21 protein-coding genes and 1 pseudogene are annotated in these 20,055 nt (G+C 41.6%); 17 read left to right on the top strand and 5 right to left on the bottom strand.

The window, feature by feature from the left end:
* Window positions 1-73: 73 nt before the first annotated feature.
* From mmsB to MSG37_RS04970, 5 genes and pseudogenes are all read left to right on the top strand, one after another.
* Window positions 74-982 (top strand): 3-hydroxyisobutyrate dehydrogenase, encoded by a 909-nt coding sequence (mmsB, locus tag MSG37_RS04990; RefSeq protein ID WP_248469470.1) that lies wholly within the window; start codon window positions 74-76, stop codon window positions 980-982.
* Window positions 983-993: 11 nt separating this feature from the next.
* A complete protein-coding gene (locus tag MSG37_RS04985) occupies window positions 994-1,752 on the top strand; it encodes an SDR family oxidoreductase (RefSeq protein WP_248469469.1) in 759 nt (252 codons plus the stop codon).
* Window positions 1,753-1,788: 36 nt separating this feature from the next.
* Window positions 1,789-1,862, top strand: a pseudogene (locus tag MSG37_RS04980) (short-chain dehydrogenase); the annotation flags it as partial.
* Window positions 1,863-2,034: 172 nt separating this feature from the next.
* Window positions 2,035-2,265: a hypothetical protein gene (locus tag MSG37_RS04975; RefSeq protein WP_248469468.1), complete on the top strand. Its 231-nt coding sequence runs from the start codon at window positions 2,035-2,037 to the stop codon at window positions 2,263-2,265.
* A 59-nt stretch (window positions 2,266-2,324) separates the two neighbouring features.
* Complete coding sequence (locus MSG37_RS04970; RefSeq protein ID WP_248469467.1) at window positions 2,325-4,358, top strand: prolyl oligopeptidase family serine peptidase; 2,034 nt, start codon at window positions 2,325-2,327, stop codon at window positions 4,356-4,358.
* 28 nt (window positions 4,359-4,386) lie between these two features.
* On the opposite strand, the gene cueR is transcribed toward MSG37_RS04970, so the two are convergent.
* Window positions 4,387-4,788, bottom strand: a complete 402-nt coding sequence (cueR, locus tag MSG37_RS04965) for a Cu(I)-responsive transcriptional regulator (protein ID WP_248469466.1) — start codon at window positions 4,786-4,788, stop codon at window positions 4,387-4,389.
* Between the two features lie 182 nt (window positions 4,789-4,970).
* On the opposite strand from cueR, the gene MSG37_RS04960 reads away from it, so the two are divergent.
* The 3 genes from MSG37_RS04960 to MSG37_RS04950 all read left to right on the top strand — a co-directional run bounded on the left by MSG37_RS04960 (window position 4,971) and on the right by MSG37_RS04950 (window position 10,130).
* On the top strand, window positions 4,971-7,211 hold the full coding sequence (locus tag MSG37_RS04960; RefSeq protein ID WP_248469465.1) for a heavy metal translocating P-type ATPase: 2,241 nt from the start codon (window positions 4,971-4,973) through the stop codon (window positions 7,209-7,211).
* 157 nt (window positions 7,212-7,368) lie between these two features.
* Entirely contained in the window at window positions 7,369-8,226 is an 858-nt protein-coding gene (locus tag MSG37_RS04955; RefSeq protein WP_248469464.1) for a hypothetical protein, read from the top strand.
* A 311-nt stretch (window positions 8,227-8,537) separates the two neighbouring features.
* Window positions 8,538-10,130 (top strand): ABC-F family ATPase, encoded by a 1,593-nt coding sequence (locus tag MSG37_RS04950; RefSeq protein WP_248469463.1) that lies wholly within the window; start codon window positions 8,538-8,540, stop codon window positions 10,128-10,130.
* Window positions 10,131-10,224: 94 nt separating this feature from the next.
* Here the strand turns inward: MSG37_RS04950 and MSG37_RS04945 are convergent, their stop codons facing one another.
* From MSG37_RS04945 to MSG37_RS04935, 3 genes are read right to left on the bottom strand one after another with little or no spacing between them, the layout of a single operon-like run.
* Window positions 10,225-10,725 (bottom strand): hypothetical protein, encoded by a 501-nt coding sequence (locus MSG37_RS04945; protein WP_348984452.1) that lies wholly within the window; start codon window positions 10,723-10,725, stop codon window positions 10,225-10,227.
* Between the two features lie 9 nt (window positions 10,726-10,734).
* A complete protein-coding gene (locus MSG37_RS04940; RefSeq protein WP_248469461.1) occupies window positions 10,735-11,379 on the bottom strand; it encodes a VCBS repeat-containing protein in 645 nt (214 codons plus the stop codon).
* A 20-nt stretch (window positions 11,380-11,399) separates the two neighbouring features.
* A complete protein-coding gene (locus MSG37_RS04935) occupies window positions 11,400-11,681 on the bottom strand; it encodes a phage integrase N-terminal SAM-like domain-containing protein (RefSeq protein WP_248469460.1) in 282 nt (93 codons plus the stop codon).
* Window positions 11,682-12,022: 341 nt separating this feature from the next.
* Here MSG37_RS04935 and MSG37_RS04930 point away from each other — a divergent pair, with 341 nt between their 5' ends.
* The 6 genes from MSG37_RS04930 to MSG37_RS04905 all read left to right on the top strand — a co-directional run bounded on the left by MSG37_RS04930 (window position 12,023) and on the right by MSG37_RS04905 (window position 15,498).
* Window positions 12,023-12,514: a rod shape-determining protein gene (locus MSG37_RS04930; protein WP_248469459.1), complete on the top strand. Its 492-nt coding sequence runs from the start codon at window positions 12,023-12,025 to the stop codon at window positions 12,512-12,514.
* A gap of 108 nt (window positions 12,515-12,622) precedes the next feature.
* Complete coding sequence (locus tag MSG37_RS04925; RefSeq protein ID WP_248469458.1) at window positions 12,623-12,994, top strand: hypothetical protein; 372 nt, start codon at window positions 12,623-12,625, stop codon at window positions 12,992-12,994.
* Between the two features lie 483 nt (window positions 12,995-13,477).
* Window positions 13,478-13,759, top strand: a complete 282-nt coding sequence (locus tag MSG37_RS04920; protein WP_248469457.1) for an antibiotic biosynthesis monooxygenase — start codon at window positions 13,478-13,480, stop codon at window positions 13,757-13,759.
* Between the two features lie 107 nt (window positions 13,760-13,866).
* Complete coding sequence (locus tag MSG37_RS04915; protein ID WP_248469456.1) at window positions 13,867-14,460, top strand: hypothetical protein; 594 nt, start codon at window positions 13,867-13,869, stop codon at window positions 14,458-14,460.
* Window positions 14,461-14,564: 104 nt separating this feature from the next.
* Window positions 14,565-15,053: a hypothetical protein gene (locus MSG37_RS04910; RefSeq protein WP_248469455.1), complete on the top strand. Its 489-nt coding sequence runs from the start codon at window positions 14,565-14,567 to the stop codon at window positions 15,051-15,053.
* 130 nt (window positions 15,054-15,183) lie between these two features.
* The gene (locus MSG37_RS04905) at window positions 15,184-15,498 is read left to right on the top strand and encodes a DUF2695 domain-containing protein (protein WP_248469454.1); all 315 of its coding nucleotides are present in this window, start codon (window positions 15,184-15,186) and stop codon (window positions 15,496-15,498) included.
* A 22-nt stretch (window positions 15,499-15,520) separates the two neighbouring features.
* Here the strand turns inward: MSG37_RS04905 and MSG37_RS04900 are convergent, their stop codons facing one another.
* A complete protein-coding gene (locus MSG37_RS04900; RefSeq protein WP_248469453.1) occupies window positions 15,521-16,477 on the bottom strand; it encodes an IS110 family transposase in 957 nt (318 codons plus the stop codon).
* A gap of 564 nt (window positions 16,478-17,041) precedes the next feature.
* On the opposite strand from MSG37_RS04900, the gene MSG37_RS04895 reads away from it, so the two are divergent.
* From MSG37_RS04895 to MSG37_RS04885, 3 genes are all read left to right on the top strand, one after another.
* Entirely contained in the window at window positions 17,042-17,527 is a 486-nt protein-coding gene (locus tag MSG37_RS04895) for a VOC family protein (protein ID WP_248469452.1), read from the top strand.
* 262 nt (window positions 17,528-17,789) lie between these two features.
* Window positions 17,790-18,221, top strand: coding sequence for a hypothetical protein (locus MSG37_RS04890; protein ID WP_248469451.1), 432 nt, complete (start codon window positions 17,790-17,792; stop codon window positions 18,219-18,221).
* A gap of 527 nt (window positions 18,222-18,748) precedes the next feature.
* The gene (locus MSG37_RS04885) at window positions 18,749-19,957 is read left to right on the top strand and encodes a NupC/NupG family nucleoside CNT transporter (RefSeq protein WP_248469450.1); all 1,209 of its coding nucleotides are present in this window, start codon (window positions 18,749-18,751) and stop codon (window positions 19,955-19,957) included.
* Window positions 19,958-20,055 lie beyond the last annotated feature (98 nt).

Raw genomic sequence — 20,055 nt, 5'->3', positions numbered from 1 at the left:
GGTGAGTGGTATTGGCCGCGATTAGAGAGCTGAATAAGGTTCAAACACTCACAAACGAGAACCGGAGTGAAACATGAGTACAGTTGCATTTATTGGTTTAGGAAACATGGGCGGGCCGATGGCGGTCAACCTGATTAAAGCGGGTTTTACCGTAAAAGTATTTGATTTAGTTCCTGCAGCAATGCAGTCACTGGCTGAGCAAGGCGCACTGACTGCTACAAGTGCTTGTGGCGCTGCGGCAGGGGCAGACATAGTGGTAACTATGTTGCCAGCGGGTAAGCATGTGCGTGGCCTGTATGTCACAGATGACACCAGCAAAGGTTTAATCGATGTGGTTGCACCGGGCACCTTGCTAATTGATTGCTCAACGATTGATGCCGATAGTGCACGTTTTGTAGCAAAACATGCCGCTGATAAAGGCCTAGAGTTTATTGATGCGCCAGTATCAGGCGGTACAGCAGGCGCAGCTGCTGGTACATTAACCTTTATTTGTGGTGGTAGCGATACAGCATTTGAACAAGCCCAAGGTGCACTTAACGCCATGGGCGGCAATATCTTCCATGCTGGTGGTCCCGGTGCTGGGCAAGTCGCTAAAATATGTAATAATATGCTGCTGTCGGTATTAATGGTTGCTACATCTGAGTCATTACAGATGGGTATCGATCACGGGCTCGATCCGAAAGTGCTGTCTGACATTATGAAAGTCAGCAGTGGTGGAAACTGGACCTTAGATAAATATAATCCATGTCCAGATGTGATGGAGTCTGTGCCTTCATCAAACGATTACCAAGGCGGCTTTATGGTCGACTTGATGGTGAAGGATTTAGGTTTGTCGCAAGAAGCGGCGCTACTATCTAATTCGAGCACACCGATGGGCGCGTTGGCGCGTAGTCTTTATGTTAATCATGCTAAGCAAGGTAATGGTAAGCGTGATTTTTCAAGTATTTTTGAGCAATTTGCTAATTCAGAACAGAATAAATAAAGGGTGATCCAATGGATTTAAAAGATAAGGTTGTTGTTATTACTGGCGGTGCTGGTGGGCTAGGTTACGCGATGGCGGAAAATTTAGCGGCTGCAGGGGCTAAGTTAGCACTTATCGACGTTGACCAAGAGAAGTTGGAAAAAGCCTGTGCAAACATTGGTGCAACTACAGAGGTACAAGGTTACGCAGTCGATATTACTGATGAAGAAGATGTATTTGCTACGTTCCAATATATTAAAGAAGATTTTGGTCAGGTGAATGTGTTGGTAAACAACGCCGGTATTTTACGCGATGGTTTACTGCTTAAAGCCAAAGAAGGCCAAGTGTATGACCGTATGTCATTCGATCAATTCCAGTCTGTAATCAATGTTAACTTAACTGGTTCATTCCTGTGTGGTCGTGAAGCGGCTGCCGCTATGATTGAAACTGGCCAGCAAGGCGTGATTATCAATATCTCGAGTCTTGCTAAAGCCGGTAACATGGGCCAGTCAAACTACGCAGCGTCTAAAGCGGGCGTGGCTGCAATGAGTGTTGGATGGGCTAAAGAGCTTGCTCGTTACAACATTCGTAGCGCAGCAGTCGCACCGGGTGTAATTGAAACAGAAATGACTGCAGCAATGAAGCCTGAAGCACTAGAGCGTTTAGAAAAGATGGTGCCTGTTGGACGTTTAGGTCAAGCTGAAGAGATTGCTTCGACAGTACGTTTTATCATTGAGAATGACTACGTTAACGGCCGCGTATTTGAAATTGACGGCGGTATTCGTCTGTAAACATACAGCGAATACAAAAAATGGTGTCAACAGTGAGGACGTTTAGGTCAAGCTGAAGAGATTGCTTCGACTATACGTTTCATCATTGAAAATGACGATATAAAGGCTAGGTCAACGGCTGTGTATTTGAAATTGACGGCGGCATTAGTTTATATGTTTCAATACAGTTATGTTGTTAAAAACGGGCAGTAGCCCGTTTTTTTATGCCTGATAGTCAGAGTTTGAATATCGACCAAGCTATGGGTCATAATAGTATGATTGTTAAAGGAGTATGGAAGCGAAATGGATAAGCTTGAAAGAGCGACAAAAATAATGATGTTGGTTGTGGGCTGTGTCGGTCTGGTGGTGATCTATTTCGGTTTTTTCTATCTAATGTTTACAGGTAGAAGTACTGCGGCAATTCCTTGGTATATTTTACTTTCACCTTGGGTTTGCATCTACTTTGGCTTAAGTCGGCATAAGCAAATTGGTGTGATCCACTGGTTTGTTAATAAGTGGCGCCGTAAGCCTTAGTCGTGATAATACAGCCAACAAAATAACTACGCTTTTTAGGGTTGAGCCTTAGGTAAAGAATGAGACTGATAATAACGACATTACTGGCATTTATTAGCCCGCTTTTGCTAACTGGCTGTGATTATGCTGCTAAAGTGACGGAGCTTGAACCTGCCACTCCACAGGTCGATGGTGCATATATCGCAGAGTACGGCAGTTGGGCTTCACCTGTGACACCTGAAGATGTTTATGATCTAGCAGATGATATCAGCGATGTTCGTGCTACAACTCAAGGTATTTACTTTGTCCAAAGTAATGCTAATAACGAGGGCAAGAAAGGCGTATATCGGTTTGATATTGACGGTGGTGTAACCAAAGTTGTGTCATCTAACTTTAATATTCGTAGTCGTGTGCACGAATATGGCGGTGCCCCTTATGCTGCAATTGGCAACAGTTTGTTTGCTACCAAATTTTCTGATCAAATTCTTTATCGTATTGCGCCTAACCAAGCGCCATTTGCGCTAACGCCCAATGGGACTCGCCATGCTGGTTGTATCTCTAACCCTAAAGCGTCGCGACTTATTTGCGTGCGCGAAGATCATCGCGTTAAAGGTGAACCCGTTCATAGCCTTGTTGGCATAAACTTAAGTTATGCCGATGAAGGGGAAACTTTAGCTAGCGGTGCCGACTTTTATAGTATGCCGGTGTTGTCACCGGATCAGAGTCAGCTCGCTTGGATTGCATGGAACCATCCAAATATGCCGTGGGATCAAACAGAGCTTTGGTTGGCCGATCTTGATACTAAAGGCGTTATCCAAAATCCACGCAAGATAGAAACTCAACAAAAAGGCTCAATAACTCAGCCATTATTTAGCCCTACAGGGCAGCTTTACTTTATTGCGGACTTTAATAATTGGTGGAATATCTACCGCCTTGATCCGCAATTAGTGCCTGAAATCGTCCTAGAAAAGCAAGCAGATTTTGCAGACGCTGACTGGCAAGTCGGCAAATATAATTATGCTTTTGAAAATGAACATAGAATGGTTGCCAGTTATAATCACGATGGTTTAGCGCAGCTTATACGCATTGATACTCATAGTGGCGTGACCGAACCTATTGCGGTTGATTTTGCTGAAATAAACTATGTCACTCAAAATGGTAACGATGTGCTGTTTGTGGGAGCAAAAGAAACGCCTGAAAAGGGCATTTATAAAATCCAAGGCCGCGCAGCCCAGTTAGTTTATGCGCCAAACCTGTCGGTAATGGATCCTAATTTTATTTCACGCCCTCAAAGCTTAAGCTACCGAACCGGCAATGATGAGACAGCTCACGGTTATCTTTATCCACCTAAGAACCCTAACTATACTGGCCCTACTAATAAAGAGCCGCCATTAGTGTTGATGATGCACCCAGGGCCTACCGCAAAAGCGAGTCGCGCCTTTAGGCGAGATATTCAGTATTGGACCAGCCGTGGTTTTGCCGTATTTGATGTTAATTATCGTGGCAGTACCGGTTTTGGTCGTGACTACCGTAATAGCTTATATGGTAATTGGGGCAAGTCTGATGTTGAAGATGCCGTGCGTGCAGCAGGTTTTCTTGTAAACCGCGGCGATGTTGATGGGCGTAAATTGGCGATTAGAGGTAATCGTGCTGGTGGCTTTACTGCATTATCAGCGGTTGCTAATTACAGTACCTTTGGCGCTGGCGTGAGTTACTCAGGGATCAGCGATATGGAAGAGTTTAAACGTCACTCTCATAAGTTTGAGTCGCACTATTTATTACGTTTGCTCGGTAGTGTTGAAAACTACCGGCAGCGCTCAGCAATGGCCAATTTAAAAGGGGTTAATGAGCCATTGTTATTAATTCAAGGAGTCAATGATTCACTGATCCCAGCCGAGCAGTCTTTGATAATTTATGAAGCGGTCAAACGAAAGGGAGTGCCAGTAACCTATCTAGCCTTTAGCGATGACGCCGCTAATCGTGTGTCACCTGAAAGCAAAAAACAGGCGCTTGAAGCCGAATTGTCGTTTTATGGGCAAATCTTTGGCTTTACGCCTGCAGGCAGTCTGCCTGCTTTAGCGATTGAAAATATTGAGCACTTACGCAGGCGTTAAGCTCGTATAAGTAGTATTTTGCTTGGGATCAGCACTTTTTGCATGCGTGTTGACTAAGGCCGCTTAAAATCGCGCAATCAGGCTGATTGCCGCCTTGGCAGTCATGGATTAACGACGCTAATTGTAATTTCAGCTCAGTTAACTGGCTAATGCGGGTTTCAATATCCTGTAAATGATGTTCCGCTAAGGCTTTTACATCTGCCGCGTTACGAGCGGTATTATTTTGCAGCTCGAGCAGCGCCTTACTATCGTCTAAAGTGAAACCCAAGGCACGGCAATGTTGAATAAACTCTAATGATTCAACCGACTTTTGATTGTATTCACGATAGCCATTGTCACCACGTTGGCCGACCACTAAACCAATATCATGGTAATAACGAATACTCTTAACTGAAAGCCCTGTTAATTTAGCCACTTCGCCAATCTTCATCACACTTTCCTCAAACAATGCTAATTACAGTTTGACTCTCCCCTTATGGGAGACATTAGCATAAATCTATCTTATACAGGGTTAAAGCCTTTTATATCTCAACTCGGATGCTCGCTGCCTCGAACAACACCGGTTGAATGTTTCGAGCTGGGATATAAAACCAATTATTTAAGGAAAATCTAATGGCTAATTTCAATCTGTATGTACCTAAAATGGGCTGCGCCAGTTGTGTAGCAAAGATTGAGAAAGCATTTGGTCAATCCGCTAAATCGGTATCGGCTACGGTCAATCTTGCTGACAAATTAGTATTGGTATCGGGTGATATTGCCAGCGATACAGCGCTTGAGATCATTAAAAGTGTCGGCTTTGATGGTGAGTTAGTGATTGACGCAAAAATAGCGGCAGAGCAAAAAGCAGCGGATGAAGCTAAAGAGTATCGGCTGCGAATGATGCAAGCGGCAGTTGGTTTAGGCCTTGGCGTGCCTTTAATGCTTTGGGGCTTGCTTGGCGGTGAGATGATGGTTAATAACCAAGCTCAGCAATGGGCATGGGGCACTGTAGGTGTGCTGACTCTGCTAGTCATGCTGCTAACGGGACGCCATTTTTATCAAGGTATGTGGCGCGCAATTAAAGCGAAAAGCGCCAACATGGACACTTTAATTGCCCTCGGCACGAGTGCCGCATGGATATACTCTATGATGGTGGTTGTAGCGCCAGACTGGTTCCCAGCCGATACCCGCCATGTGTATTTTGAAGCCAGCGTAATGATTTTGGGTTTAATTAACTTAGGCCATGCATTAGAGCTACGCGCCCGCGGTAAAACCAGCGAAGCGGTACAAGCTTTACTCGGTCTGCAGGCAAGCACTGCGATTCGTATTACCGACAATGGTGATGAGGAAGTGCCTATTGAGCAGTTGCAACTAGGTGACAGATTACGCTTACGTCCGGGTGATAAAGTTGCACTCGATGGTGAAGTAGAAAGCGGTCAGAGCTTGATTAATGAGTCGATGTTAACTGGAGAGCCGATCCCTGTCGCTAAAGCGCAAGGTGATAAAGTGAATGCCGGTACAGTTAATGCAAATGGTAGCTTGATTTATAAGGTAACAGCCAAAGCAACCGATACTAAGTTAGCCAAAATTATCGAGTTGGTGCAGCAGGCACAAATTTCAAAAATGCCGATAGGGCGCTTAACCGATAAAGTCTCTGCCTACTTTGTACCGGTTGTGGTGATGATTGCGATTATCAGCTCGCTAGTTTGGTATAACTTTGGTCCAGAGCCTGCGCTTTCTCATGCATTAGTCGTACTCACTAGCGTGCTTATTATCGCGTGCCCTTGTGCACTCGGTTTAGCAACGCCTATGTCGATTATGGTGTCGGTTGGCCGCGCAGCAAAGTTAGGCGTGTTAGTCCGTAACGGTGAGGCGCTACAAACTGCCAGTAAAGTCACCACTGTAGTACTCGATAAAACAGGCACTGTGACCCAAGGCGCGCCGGAGTTAACCGATATACTGATGTTAAGCGAATCGGGATTAGCAGAACCCGTTAATAAAGCTGAACTTTTAAAAAATGTCGCCTCGTTGGAGCAACATTCTGAGCATCCGCTAGCAAGCGCTATCATCAGTAAAGCCAAAGCAGATGGCCTAGTATTGGTCGAGCCGGAGCGCTTTACCAATTACCAAGGCAAGGGTATTAGCGGCCAAGTTAATGGTCAGCGATACAGCGTCGGTAATGTCAGTTTAATGCAGCAGCTCCAAATTGCTGGAACGGTAAATTGTGAGCAGCTAAGTAACGATTTTGCAAGCCAAGCAAAAACGCCAATATTTGTCGCAGTAGATAAACAACTGGTAGCAATAATGGCGATTGCAGATCCGATTAAAACCGATGCGCTAGCGGCCATTAGTGCCATGAAGGCCAAGGGTTTAAAAGTGGTGATGCTCACAGGTGATAACCAAATTACCGCTAATGCTGTGGCGCAAAAAGTAGGGATTGATACTGTTGTTGCTAATGTATTGCCAGAACAGAAACAAGCTAAAGTGCAGGAGTTACAACAAGCTGGTGAAGTCGTTGCTATGGTGGGGGATGGCATTAATGATGCGCCAGCGCTAGTCAGCGCCGATGTGGGTTTTGCGATGGGCGAGGGGACAGATATTGCGATTGAAAGTGCCGACTTTACCTTGTTGTCATCGCGCTTAATGGTGATTAACGACACCTTGGCACTATCAAAAGCGAGCATGAATAACATCAAGCAAAACTTATTTGGCGCGTTTATCTATAACACTTTGGGCATTCCGGTGGCGGCAGGCTTATTGTTCCCGTTTACAGGTATGCTGTTAAGCCCTGTTGTTGCGGGCGCAGCGATGGCGTTATCTTCACTTACTGTGGTGACCAATGCCAACCGCTTACGTAGGCTTTCGTTATCATAAGTGGCGGTAAAACAAGCTGTAATATCTATAAGGAGCCAATGGCTCCTTATTTTTATGACTCGTATTTTCTGTCACTAAAAACCCTTGTATACTCCGCGACCCCGCAAAGTAAATGTTAACGTCTAGCGTATAGATGGCCCCTAAGTAAGAGCGCACAATGAGAGTGATCCAAGCAAATCGAATCGATTTAAAATCAAACACCGAATTAAATGAATATTGGCTGCAAGATGCGATATGTGACCTTCCGTCCATACTTGGTCTTGGAGCTCTTACGCTGAAAGATAAAGAAAGAGTACAAAAGTACGGTCGCTTAGATATCCTGCTACAGAATAATGACACCCGTTATTGTGTGGAAGTGATGGTGGGTAAACTCGACCCAGACCATCTATTTCGCGGCATAGAATATACCCAGCATGAGCAAAGCCTCTACGGTAACCATTATCAACATGTATGTGTTTTGATAGCGGAAGATGTCACTAACCGCTTTTACAACATACTCAACCTTGTCTCTATGCCAATCATAGTGTTGCAAGTTGCTGCATTCGAGAACCAAGGTGGTGTTAGTCTGCAGTTTACTAAGGTATTTGATAGTACTCATCAGCTAGAATTAATCGAAGAGCAAGCTGAGCAAGAATATTTTAAACCGAGTCTGGAAAGTTGGCAGGGCTGTGACTATAGGAGCACTGCAGTAGCGCATGTGGAGACGATTGAGGCATTGGTAAAGGGTTTTGATCAAAGCACGGTTGCGCGCTTTACCAAAAGTTATATCAGGTTTGGTGCCAATTATATTTTCTTGATCCCACGTAAAGGTGCTGCGATAGTTGAAATCAAGCTGCCCGATAAAGAATACGATCACCTCGTTACAAAAGCGGGTTTTGAATTGATGCCGTATCGTGAAGCAACAAAGCAGATTAAATTTAAGATTAATGATCTTAACGATACCACGGGGCTGAGTAACATCATCCAAGCCTATTTCGAACATCAAGTGCAAACTTGTGACAGCGATATAGACTAAAGCGGCGGGGCTTTAAAAGGTAAAGGCAATGTCTTTGGATTGCAGACATTGCTAGCCTGCAGCAGAGCAATAATCTATAGCGAGCGCAATGAGCGCAAAATTCATCTAAATGTCACCTCAAACGCCCATTGCCAGTTGATAAATTAGGCTAAAATGCTATAGTATCGCGCTTAATTTTACGGGCGTGATGCCAAGCGGCGTCAACCTACGGCCAGTCGGTCAGAATAGGGCTATCTCCCTGTTCAGGACTTACTGGCTTTTGTTTTATCTATGATGACGTTAATCATATAACCAAAAGCGGAATTGTCACTTTGATTACTACAGCTAATATCACCATGCAGTTTGGCGCTAAGCCACTGTTTGAAAACATCTCAATTAAGTTTGGCGGCGGAAACAGATACGGTCTGATCGGCGCTAACGGTTGTGGTAAATCAACCTTCATGAAAATCCTTGCTGGTGATTTAGAGCCTACTGCAGGTAACGTTTCATTAGACGTGAATGAGCGTTTAGGTAAGCTTAGCCAGAACCAATTTGGTTATGAAGAATACAGTGTTGTAGATACTGTAATTATGGGCCACGCAGAGCTTTGGAAAGTGAAGCAAGAGCGTGACCGTATCTACTCACTACCAGAAATGTCTGAAGAAGACGGTATCAAGGTTGCGGATCTTGAAATGGAATTCGCTGAGATGGACGGTTATACCGCTGAATCTCGCGCTGGCGAACTGCTAATGGGCGTAGGTATCGGTGTTGAGCAACACTTTGGCCTAATGAGCGAAATCGCACCAGGCTTTAAGTTACGTGTACTTTTGGCACAAGCATTGTTCTCAGATCCAGACGTACTGCTACTTGACGAACCAACCAACAACTTGGACATCGATACCATTCGTTGGTTACAAGAGATGCTAAACCAACGTAACAGCACCATGATTATCATCTCGCACGATAGATATTTCTTGAACTCTGTTTGTACTCATATGGCTGACTTGGATTACGGTGAACTACGTGTATTCCCTGGTAACTACGATGAGTACATGATGGCAGCACAGCAAGCGCGTGAGCGTTTAATGTCTGACAATGCTAAGAAGAAAGCACAAATTGCTGAGCTTCAAGGCTTCGTTGCGCGTTTCTCTGCTAACGCTTCTAAAGCTAAGCAAGCAACATCACGTGCTAAGCTAATCGACAAGATTAAACTTGATGAAGTTAAAGCATCTAGCCGTGTTAACCCATTCATCCGTTTCGAACAAGAGAAGAAATTGTTCCGTAACGCATTAGTGGTAGAAGATTTAGCAAAAGGTTTTGATCACAACCTATTTAAAGATCTGAACATCATTGCTGAAGTTGGCGAGCGTATTGCAATTTTGGGTGATAACGGTGTGGGTAAAACGACACTACTACGTACATTAGTACACGATATCCCACAAGACAGCGGTACTATTCAATGGTCTGAAAACTCTGCGATTGGTTACTACGCGCAGGATCATGAGTCAGATTTCGCTAATGACATGACATTGTTTGAGTGGATGAGCCAGTGGCGTAAACCAGAAGATGACGATCAATCAGTTCGCGGTTACTTAGGCCGTATGCTGTTTGGTTCTGACGACATTAAGAAGTCTGTAAAAGTGCTTTCTGGTGGTGAAAAGGGTCGTATGTTGTTTGGTAAGCTAATTATGCAAAAGCCAAATATCCTATTACTTGATGAACCAACCAACCACATGGATATGGAATCAATCGAGTCATTAAACAACGCACTTGAAATGTACGAAGGTACATTACTGTTCGTCAGTCATGACCGTGCATTCGTATCATCACTAGCGAACCGTATCCTTGAGATCACACCAAACGGCGTGAATGATTTCAAAGGCACTTACGATGAGTTCCTAGCGAGCAAAGGTATTGAAGGTTAATTAACCTTCAATAATTGAAAGTTATAAATAAAAGCCCGAGAAATCGGGCTTTTTTGTGTCTCGGTAAAATCTGAGTTGTTGGTAATAATTGGTATTAATTATCTAATTCCAAATATAAAGGTTTGCCGATATCGTCACTGGCTAAAATTGTTTTACCGTCCTTTTCAAAAGGGGTCACCCAGGGTGTCCAATCACCATCCCAGATGACATGCTCAAACACAATGCTACTCGCTTGAGTTTGCCAGTCTAATTTCTGTAGTAAGGTTCCATCATAAAAGTAGCTAACATCCTCACCGCCAGAGGTCCTTAAAACATAAAGCTCTTTTGTTGCTTCATGCCAGTAGAAATCTAAAACCACTTCAAAGTTTTTGATGTAATCAAAAGTTACAGGTTCTACATCGTTAAAGGAGTAATTTCCTGGGTTGAGCCAAATACTAACCGGTGCATTTTCTGTATCGTGACCTCCAGCGACTAAGTCAGCGATTCCATCGTCATTGATATCAATCATTTCAACAGTATAAAAATTGCTATAGCGTTCTAGTATTGGGCCATTAGCGACTTCGGTAAAATTTCCTTGGCCATCGTTATGGAATATTTGTATAGCTTAATCGTGATTATTACTGTTAGCTAGCATGAGATCAGGAGCGCCATTTCCTGTCATATCTACCATTGAGGCACCGTGCCAGTAGCCAACTCCAATGTCTTTTGCGCGAGTGACGGTAAAACTATGATCTGGCTCTTGTATTAAAATCATAGGATACTCACCAGGGAAAGGCTCTTCATCATACCCAGTACAAGCTACAAAAATATCATCAAGGCCATCTGAATTGATATCTGCTACCAAGGACTTTCGCGGTACAACACAGGCATCGTCACGATTATGAATCGTGACGTCTAGCGGTTGCCAGTCATACATTTCAAAACTATATTCTTGCCAGCGCCAAAAATGAAGCAGTGATGGGTTAAGATTATTGGCTGAAGAATAAATCATCTCAGCTGAAAAAAGATCAATATTGCCTTGCTTAGAAAAGTCAGAGTAGGCACGAGTCGCTTGAAATGCTTCTAACGGAATGATGCTTCGTATGGCGATTCCATGTTTGGATTGCTGGTAAGAGCTTTTTGAAATATCGCTAAAAATGGGTGTGATCACTTCGTTTGTCGGCGGAGGAGTTTCATTATCGTTATCAGATGAACCACCACATGCCGTTAATACAGTTATCGTTGAAACAATTCCCAAAACACGCAACATAATCCCCTCCCAGAACTTAGTTATGCACATAAAATTATATTGTTATTATTTTGTGGGAATTGTAGGTGTTTTAAAATCAGTAAAAAGTTGAAGTTTGCGTTAATTAAGTCAGTGACACCATGAAGACACCCAAGAAATGTAAGAAATTGCTCGATATGACAGCCTTGCGTATCTTTTGGGGGCATATACTGATGAAATCTAATGAAATAACGTACCCAATACAGATAGTTTTTCTCTGTTCTCAAACTGTAATGTTTAGTTCTTAACACTTGCCGAATGGATTCAATAAAAGACGATGGCATAGCTCCTCACTTATCGATACTGTTTATATATACAGTCATAATGATTGTTGGACATTTTTGCCATTATTTGAGAACAAACAAGGAAGGTATTTTAAGTAGGATGTTTATAAGTGACTGTTTAAAAACAACTATCCATAGTGGTTAACTTTCAATACGTCACAAATATGCAAATTCTGAGTTTCACCATGACAAGAGCTAGTATAAGTACAGGCGATGATGGTGTAAGGTGTTGAATTTGAAAATTTTTAAGGTTAGCCTGTTAATATTTAAATCGCTAGGCTGTCTGTTCTTATTCGGAATTCAGCCTAATATACTGTTAAGTGGCTAGGAGGCCCAGAGTATTGTTCACATTTATAAGAAGCCTTTTTTCACATGATTTACTTTTTGAATTAAGTGAAAACAAACTTTCTATTAAAGCTTTTTCTTCCAATATGTCCTTCGAGGAAGAGCCTTATATTGCTATAGAAAACACTAAGAAAGGTGAAGTGATAAAAGCAATCGGAACGGAAGCTAAATCTCTTTCTGCTCCAAATGTTAGAGTACTTAACCCCTTTAAGCACAATCGTTCATTTGTCGCTGATTTTATGTGTGCCGAAAAAATATTGCAGCATGGTATGTACACCATTCATAAGTCAAAAATAAAACCTTCCCCTCGCGTCATTGTTCACCAATTGGAAAAAACCGAAGGTGGATTGACTGATATAGAAGAAAGAGTTTTGCGCGAGTTAGCAATCGGAGCAGGTGCTCGTGAAGTCGTTATATATTTAGGCTCTAAAATCAACACTAACGTTGAAAGCTTTGATACAGTAAAGTCAAGAGTATCAGCCACTTAACAAGTTACTCAAAAGGACGCAAAACGCTTGGCTTGCGCTCCTTCGTCGCTAATTTTAGCCAAGCATTTATGCGCCCATTAGTAAGGCGTTAGGTTTACAGGAAGTGTCATGCATAAATGGTTAATCTTAATCTCTAGTTTATCTCTGGTTGGTTATTCTCTTTTTTCATTGCATTTACCAACGATGGTAAAAGATGCGACAAACATTCCAGTTGATTATTCCAAATTAGCTGAGGTAGAAGCCAGCTTAGATTCAGCTGATGCTGAAACTCTAATAAGCTTAACCAAAATGATGCTTGAGGATATTAAGTCAGATCAATATAAAAATACCGATGTTTTAGATTCAACAATTGAGTTTTACAGTTCTTACGATTTTATTTTATTTGGGCTGTTACTGACTCATTTAGCACTAGTCTTTGGATTTATTTATAAAAGTAAACCTAACAAACGCCTAAACTCCGACAATGTAAAGTTGTCATGATTTTGGCAAACAACGCAAAAAGCCATGCCAACACATTGCGTGTTAGGCGGGCGTTATAAGCTAAATCTCATCGGTGGTGTATGAATAAATACAAATTGAGACTCGTTGTGATCTTATGCATCCAGTTAATCATTACGGTCATTCATAAAGGAATGCCTAATAGATTCGATGAAACAAACTTTTACCACATTTCAAACTGGACTTTTTGGCTCGGAATGTCCTGGGGAACCTTTATTTTTGTGTATGCACTTCGACTAGGTTGCAACCAATGTGGAGCCAGACAAGTATTTCGTGGTATCAGTATTTTCTCGTTACGTTGGCCACAAGATAACTGTCATAAATGTGGTGCCGAAGTGGAATAATGCTTATAACAAGCTGCTAAATTCAGATTCACCAAGGCTGTCATGCCATTTTCTGAGCAAATCGCCCGCCAGCACATGGCTCACTTATTAGCAGGGCGTTATACGTTCCAGGAGTTCAGTGTTGGCTAAGGTTATATTACAAGGATTTATAGTCGTACCAGATTCAGATCTTGAGGTTGTTAAAAGTGAGTTGATTATCCATAAAAAGCTTACTTTAAAAGAGGCTGGTTGCTTAACTTTTACAGTAACACCCGATGAAGTTAATCCGCATAAATTTAGTGTTTACGAAGAGTTCGTAGATCAGACTGCTTTCGATAATCACCAAGCCAGAGTTAAGTCATCTAAATGGGTTGAAATAACTAAAAACGTAGAAAGACATTACCAAATTAGTAGTGGAGAATAAACGTATAACAAGGCGCTCAACAGGACAAACTACAGTTAGTTTTTGCTCCTGCGTCGCTTATTTTAGCGTAGCGTTAGGCACCTTTAGTCTGTAGAGGATAAGAATATATGGAAAATAATATCAGTCGATGTTTAGAGTTATTAAGTGAGATCAAGGGGAGACTGATTGTAATTGGTAACTTAGATATTTTAGGTGAAAGTAAATATTGTGAAACTCAGATCGAATATGCATGCCTACAAATACGGAAAATTCTTGAATTGATTGCATTCGCATCTTTGGTTTCCAATAGTGAGCTTTACAAATCTCAGTATGAAAATTTTGCTAAGTTTTGGAATGCCGAAATAATGTTGCGTGATATGGAAAGGGTAAATAGTAACTTCTATCCCCAACCCGTAACACAAATCCGACGAAATGGTATCATGCATATTGACAATAAAACTGATGATAACTATCTGACTAAAGTTAAATTTTTGAAGGTGTATAAAAAGTGCGGGGCTATTATGCATGCAGACAACCCTTATGGCTCGAAAATAGATTATGGGTATTATAGGAGTGAGTTGCCAAAGTGGCTGAATGACATTATGGCGCTGCTTAATTCTTTTAGTATCCAATTTGTAGGAGAAAGTGATTTTCAACTTTTCCAAATGGGGTCTAGAAAGCAAGCTCCAACGCATATTTCTTTTACCAAACAGGATGCCTAACAAGTGCCTAAACCAAAGGACGCAAAACAGCAGGCTTGCGCTCCTTTGTCGCTAATTTTAGCCTGTTATTTTGCGCCGGTTAGGCAAGCGTTAGGCATTCACTCATGTCCAAGTTTACATATTATAGAAATCTTATATTAGCCATTGTTTGCTTGTTTCTTGGTGTATCCATTGGGTATGTTCAATTAACTCAAGTAAACGGTGGTTTTCCTTATAAAGAAGATCTAGCTAAACGCGAAGGCTTTGTTGATTGGGTTCAGGAATATGAATATGGGGTTCGCTTTGCGTTTGTAGATGACGAGTATAATTTCAATTATCCCTCGAAATCTGACGGCCAAGGTATTGTTTATGATTCTTTACTTAATTCAAAGGCTCAAAGAGTAGAGGTACTCTTTGAGCCTAGAGAAGGTACAAAGCCAATATATACTGATAAAGAGTTTCATGATGTGTTTGACATTAAGGTAGGTGATAATGTTGTTCGTTCTTATGCAGAAACTGAAAAGGCTTGGAAGTCAGATAACTTGCTTATGCCTTTTATTCTAGCTCTCTTTTTAATTGGTGGGCCCTATATTTGGTGGAAAACCAAGAAATAGTTTAAAAATGCCTAACTAGTGCCTCAACAAAGGACGTAAAAAGCTTGGCTTGCGTCACTTCGTTCCTAATTTTAGCCAAGCATTTTTCGCCTGTTAGGCAGGCGTTATGTGTTTCTCGTAGGGAGTAGTTGTGGCATCTAAGGAAGAAAAAAGACGACGTGCAGCTTTAGTTCAAGCAATCGTTGATGAGGATACTAAACGTGCCATCGCAGAAATGCCAATTTCTCTTAAAGAACTCGGAAGTTTGTTTGATTTCTTAGATGTGAAATTAGGTGAGCATGGTTGTGATCACTCAGCCAAATTAACATCAAATTATTTAGCTAAACGTAATTTGAACCAAGAAGTAATACTATCTTGGCTTGCTGATTCTGGCGGTGGTTGCGATTGTGAGGTGCTGGCAAACGTAGAAGAAAGTTGGGAAAGCGAAATTATTAAAAACACATAACAAGAGACTATGGCGTCAATAGCTAAATTTGAGCTTTTGGCGCTTCCCACATTACACCATCTCTTAGCATTGAGTTTAACGTTACAACCATCTTTCTGACGCAGGCAATTATAGCCACTTTCTTTGGTTTTCCAGCTGCTACCAATCGTTGATAAGTTTCTTTAAAAATAGGATTAGATTGAATTGCAGACATCATAGCCATGTATAAAACGGTTCTAACTTGATGTCTTCCTCCTTGAATTTTTCGCATCCCTTTAAACCGTCCACTTTCTTTATTCATTGGGGCAACGCCTACCAAGGCGCTAGCCTGTTTACTATTGATATAACCCAGTTCAGGTAGATTACTAATAATAGAAGCTGCGGCTATTTTTCCGATCCCTTTCATGCTTTGGAGAATGGTGTTTTTAGCTTGATAGTCTGGACATGACTCTATGAGTTTAACTATCTTTGCCTCTATCTTTTCAATCTGAATCTTGAACGCAGTTAAGACAGGCTTTATTGTCATAGCCAGTTCTTTAGGTAGAATTTGAAGACGGTTTTTCTCCATTGTTTGCATGGCTAGTAATTGGTTACGTCTTGCAACTAAATCGCTCATTGAGCGCATTATGTCGGGCTTTAAGGTTGATAAGGGAGGCTTAATAGCTTCACCATAATGAGCAATAAGTTGAGCATCTAACTTGTCTGTTTTTGCTCGCTGACCAATAGCACCTGCAAAGCGTTTAACATGAATTGGGTTAGCGATGACAAACGGTAACTTTGATTCAGCGCAGGCCATTATAAAAGGCATTTCTAACCGACCCGTCGCTTCAATCACAATCCGTTCGAGTTGATACGTTTTCAGTTGTTTAACGGCTTCTTTTATCCCTTTATCATCATTAGTTACGCTAAAAAAATGACCGATTGGACGGATATAAATATCCAGCTGAAACTTGCCAGTATCTACACCTACGTTAATGTTTTGATTAGTTTTTGAATTCATAATAAGCTAACTCTTGCTTGCAAATGCGGGTTCGAGACCCAGTAGACTATTTGAGTATTTTGCTTGGAGTCCTTTGTCGCGTTCGTTCTTGTTATCGGTCTCTCAACTGAGGAGCCATCATTTAATCGAACTGCGACAAGGAAAGCTTTAGTTGCAGCTAAAGCCTGGGTCTCACATTACCCGAAACTGGGTAGTATTTGTAAATCAGGTGGGTTTATTATCCATACAAGAATTTAAAGCGGGACTGCTAACTGTTTGCTCGGTTTCGCTTCGCTACACATTTTTACCCACTATTTTTGTCCGCTTAACGCGGCGTTATACCGCTCCTCACTACCACTGCTTTTACTCTAACCATTATTTGTCCTAAATTGAGTTAACTCTCTCAATGCTAATAACGACTAACGCCTATTAATCGACAAGCATCAAACCAGTTACAGAATTACAGGTATAAATAAAAATTATCATTTTTATAATTAATGATAATTTTTAGTTCTTGTTAGCGATACCTATAATCTCTCCATCGAAACGAGTAACCCATTACAAAATGAATAGTGGAGCAAGATTATGAAGATGAGTCATGTAGGTATTATGGTTGGCGATATGGACAAAGCCGTTGAGTTTTACACCAAAGCTCTGGGCTTAAAACTGGTTATGGATAATACCAAAGTGGTTGAAGAGCGTGAAACCGCCATTGGGAGAATGTGTATCGCCGTATTCGGTGAAGGCTTTAAAGGTTTTAACATTGCACATTTAGTCACAACCGATGGCATTGGTGTTGAATTGTTTGAAATGGTTGATCGTCAAGAGCGCCATGAAGTGGATTTCTCTCGCATTGGCATTTTTCACTTCTCATTGCAAACAGATGACTTTGAAGGCGCTATTAAGCGTACAGAAGAGTTTGGCGGTAAGGTTAGAATGGATATTATGCGTTATCATCCAGAGGATGAGAGTAAGCAAGCGAAAATGGTTTATCTAGAAGATCCATTTGGTAATTTATTTGAGCTTTATTCACATACTTATGAAGAAACCTACGCGTCAGATTACGAATAGTTAATTGCTAAGCCGTTAAATGGCTGGCAGTAAAACGATAGAGGATTAGCAGCAGCTAATCCTTTTTTGCTATCTACGCCCACCTTTAGGTAAATATTAGCTAAGTTTTTAATGTCAGAATGAGTAAGTGTACTCCTGCTAACAGATGGATATCTTTATTCATCATGTTTTAGATCAAATTTTTTAAACTAAATCAGCTTACTTAAAGTCATTTAATTGTTTAGAGTTTGAGCTTGTCACTCTTATTACATGCTGAAAATACATGAAAAAACTACTATTAGTTCCAATGATTGCCCTTGTTACCGCTTGCAGTGCATCAACACATTTGCAAACTGTGCAGCCGGACGTTTCAATTACCATCAACAAATATCAAGAGTTTGTTATTGAGCCGAGCGTGGAGCACACATACTCTACGACCAGTTTTGGTCAATATCGCTTTAAAGCTGAATCTGAAGGTTATGAGCCAATGTATGGCTTAATGCCGCTAAAATTTAATGGTGGTTATTTAGCGGCTGATATTCTATTTTTTGCACCAGCGATGTTTTTTAATCTTCGCGAAGTATTCCCTTTTTATGAATTGGATTTAGAAAACAAGGAAGTTCGTTATAAGAAAAACGAGTCTGACGAATGGACTGTTTACAAACCGAGCCAAGCTGAAATTGAGCGAGCAGTAAAATATTTTGGCGATAGTTAATCATCAATGACTTTACTACCCACAACTTACTATCTGCAACAGAGACAGGCTAAGTAGCAACGGTTTACTACTTAGCCTAGCTGACAAGATAATCACATTGACTAACAAGGTAAAGCTATAAAATGTGCGTATTGCGTTATTAACTTACGTGATCAAGATCTCGTTGGTGTGGTTTGTAGATCGCTTTGTCAGCACATTGTGTAACTAAATTAGATTAACCGCTTTTAATGTTCATTGGCATTTGTATAATTCCGTTCCGGCTAGAGCGTCTCGCTCATTGCCACATTAATGCAAGCCGATACATGGACAAGTGACCAACCCACGGAGCTGGACCGGCAAAACTTATGTAAGTTTTAGATACTTTATTTGTATCAATGGCCGGAAAACTCAAATCGCTCGACTACTATCATTTTCTAGCATTAGATGATGTAGCCTGACGTCAAATGTCGCTTTTTTCAAAGCACCTCTGCGCCAAGACCCAATAAAGTACTAGCAACTTACCTTTTTAGCTCTATTAGGGATAAATGATGTCGTTGTTTATTAGCTTTCTAGGAATTGGTTTTTTAATTCTGTGTGGATGGATTTTCTCAGAAAATCGAAATGCCATTAATTGGCGTACTGTAGCGGGAGCATTTGCGCTGCAAGCCGCGTTAGCTGCATTAGTTTTATATGTGCCGATGGGGCAAAATATTTTGGGCGCCGTGAGCCAAGGCGTTGCCTCAGTATTAAGCTTTGCTGACGAAGGGATTAAATTCCTGTTTGGCGATCTTGCAACCAACAGCTTTGTATTTGCTATTCGTGTACTTCCGCTTGTTATCTTCATTAGTGCGCTTATTTCGATGCTGTATTACTTCGGTATTATGCAGTGGGTGATTAAAATTATCGGCGGTGGTTTACAAAAGGTACTTGGGATCAGCCGTGCAGAATCTTTAGTGACTACGGGCAATATCTTTTTAAGCCAAGGTGAATCGCCGCTACTCGTTAAACCTTTTTTACCTAAAATGACTCGCTCAGAGCTATTTGCGGTAATGACAGGTGGTATGGCATCGGTTGCCGGGAGTGTACTTGGTGGCTATGCTGGCTTAGGTGTTGAGTTAAAGTACCTGATTGCAGCAAGTTTTATGGCGGCACCTGGTAGCCTGATGATGGCTAAAATGTTAGTACCTGAGACCAGTAACATTACCCATCAGCAAGAAATTGATATGAGCAAAAGTGAACACGGTAACGTGATTGATGCGCTTGCCTCTGGTGCAATGAATGGTATGCGAGTTGCGGTTGCAATTGGTACTATGTTACTTGCGTTTATCAGCGTGATAGCCATGTTTAATGCAGGCCTTGAGCTCGCAGGTAGTTGGTTTAACTATGAAGGCGTGACAATGCAAAGCCTTCTTGGCTATCTGTTTGCGCCAGTGGCATTTTTGATTGGTGTACCTGTCAGTGAGATGATGCTTGCTGGTAGCTTTATTGGCCAAAAATTGATTCTTAATGAGTTTGTTGCCTTTATGGACTTCACCACGATTAAAGATCAGCTTTCACAGCACTCACAAGTCATTATTACGTTTGCTTTATGTGGCTTTGCCAATATTGGTTCTATCGCTATTCAGTTAGGCAGTATCGGGGTGATGGCACCTGAGCGTCGCAGTGAAGTGGCAAACCTTGGTTTAAAAGCGGTATTAGCTGCTACTTTAGCTAACTTAATGAGTGCTGCGTTGGCGGGTATTTTTATTAGTCTATAGTGTATATTTTTACAAGCTTTAAAAGCCAAAAGAGCAGCTCAGCTGCTCTTTTTTCATTTTTAAACTCAATATCGAGCAGTGGTTTGCTAAACCAAAAT

The sequence above is a fragment of the Shewanella sp. 1CM18E genome, from assembly GCF_023161665.1.
GTDB lineage: Bacteria > Pseudomonadota > Gammaproteobacteria > Enterobacterales > Shewanellaceae > Shewanella.
Note: the sequence above shows the minus strand (reverse complement) of the source record. Positions and strands in the feature narration are given on the sequence as shown.

Excerpts from the sequence above, each read along its gene's own strand:
- MSG37_RS04890 (WP_248469451.1), top strand. The coding sequence starts at position 17,790 with ATGAAAAAACTACTATTAGTTCCAATGATTGCCCTTGTTACCGCTTGC.
- MSG37_RS04910 (WP_248469455.1), top strand. The coding sequence starts at position 14,565 with ATGTCCAAGTTTACATATTATAGAAATCTTATATTAGCCATTGTTTGC.
- MSG37_RS04895 (WP_248469452.1), top strand. The coding sequence starts at position 17,042 with ATGAAGATGAGTCATGTAGGTATTATGGTTGGCGATATGGACAAAGCC.
- MSG37_RS04955 (WP_248469464.1), top strand. The coding sequence starts at position 7,369 with ATGAGAGTGATCCAAGCAAATCGAATCGATTTAAAATCAAACACCGAA.
- MSG37_RS04915 (WP_248469456.1), top strand. The coding sequence starts at position 13,867 with ATGGAAAATAATATCAGTCGATGTTTAGAGTTATTAAGTGAGATCAAG.
- MSG37_RS04885 (WP_248469450.1), top strand. The coding sequence starts at position 18,749 with ATGTCGTTGTTTATTAGCTTTCTAGGAATTGGTTTTTTAATTCTGTGT.
- MSG37_RS04970 (WP_248469467.1), top strand. The coding sequence starts at position 2,325 with ATGAGACTGATAATAACGACATTACTGGCATTTATTAGCCCGCTTTTG.
- MSG37_RS04925 (WP_248469458.1), top strand. The coding sequence starts at position 12,623 with ATGCATAAATGGTTAATCTTAATCTCTAGTTTATCTCTGGTTGGTTAT.
- MSG37_RS04960 (WP_248469465.1), top strand. The coding sequence starts at position 4,971 with ATGGCTAATTTCAATCTGTATGTACCTAAAATGGGCTGCGCCAGTTGT.
- mmsB (WP_248469470.1), top strand. The coding sequence starts at position 74 with ATGAGTACAGTTGCATTTATTGGTTTAGGAAACATGGGCGGGCCGATG.
- MSG37_RS04975 (WP_248469468.1), top strand. The coding sequence starts at position 2,035 with ATGGATAAGCTTGAAAGAGCGACAAAAATAATGATGTTGGTTGTGGGC.
- MSG37_RS04935 (WP_248469460.1), bottom strand. The coding sequence starts at position 11,681 with ATGCCATCGTCTTTTATTGAATCCATTCGGCAAGTGTTAAGAACTAAA.
- MSG37_RS04985 (WP_248469469.1), top strand. The coding sequence starts at position 994 with ATGGATTTAAAAGATAAGGTTGTTGTTATTACTGGCGGTGCTGGTGGG.
- MSG37_RS04940 (WP_248469461.1), bottom strand. The coding sequence starts at position 11,379 with ATGTTGCGTGTTTTGGGAATTGTTTCAACGATAACTGTATTAACGGCA.
- MSG37_RS04900 (WP_248469453.1), bottom strand. The coding sequence starts at position 16,477 with ATGAATTCAAAAACTAATCAAAACATTAACGTAGGTGTAGATACTGGC.
- cueR (WP_248469466.1), bottom strand. The coding sequence starts at position 4,788 with ATGAAGATTGGCGAAGTGGCTAAATTAACAGGGCTTTCAGTTAAGAGT.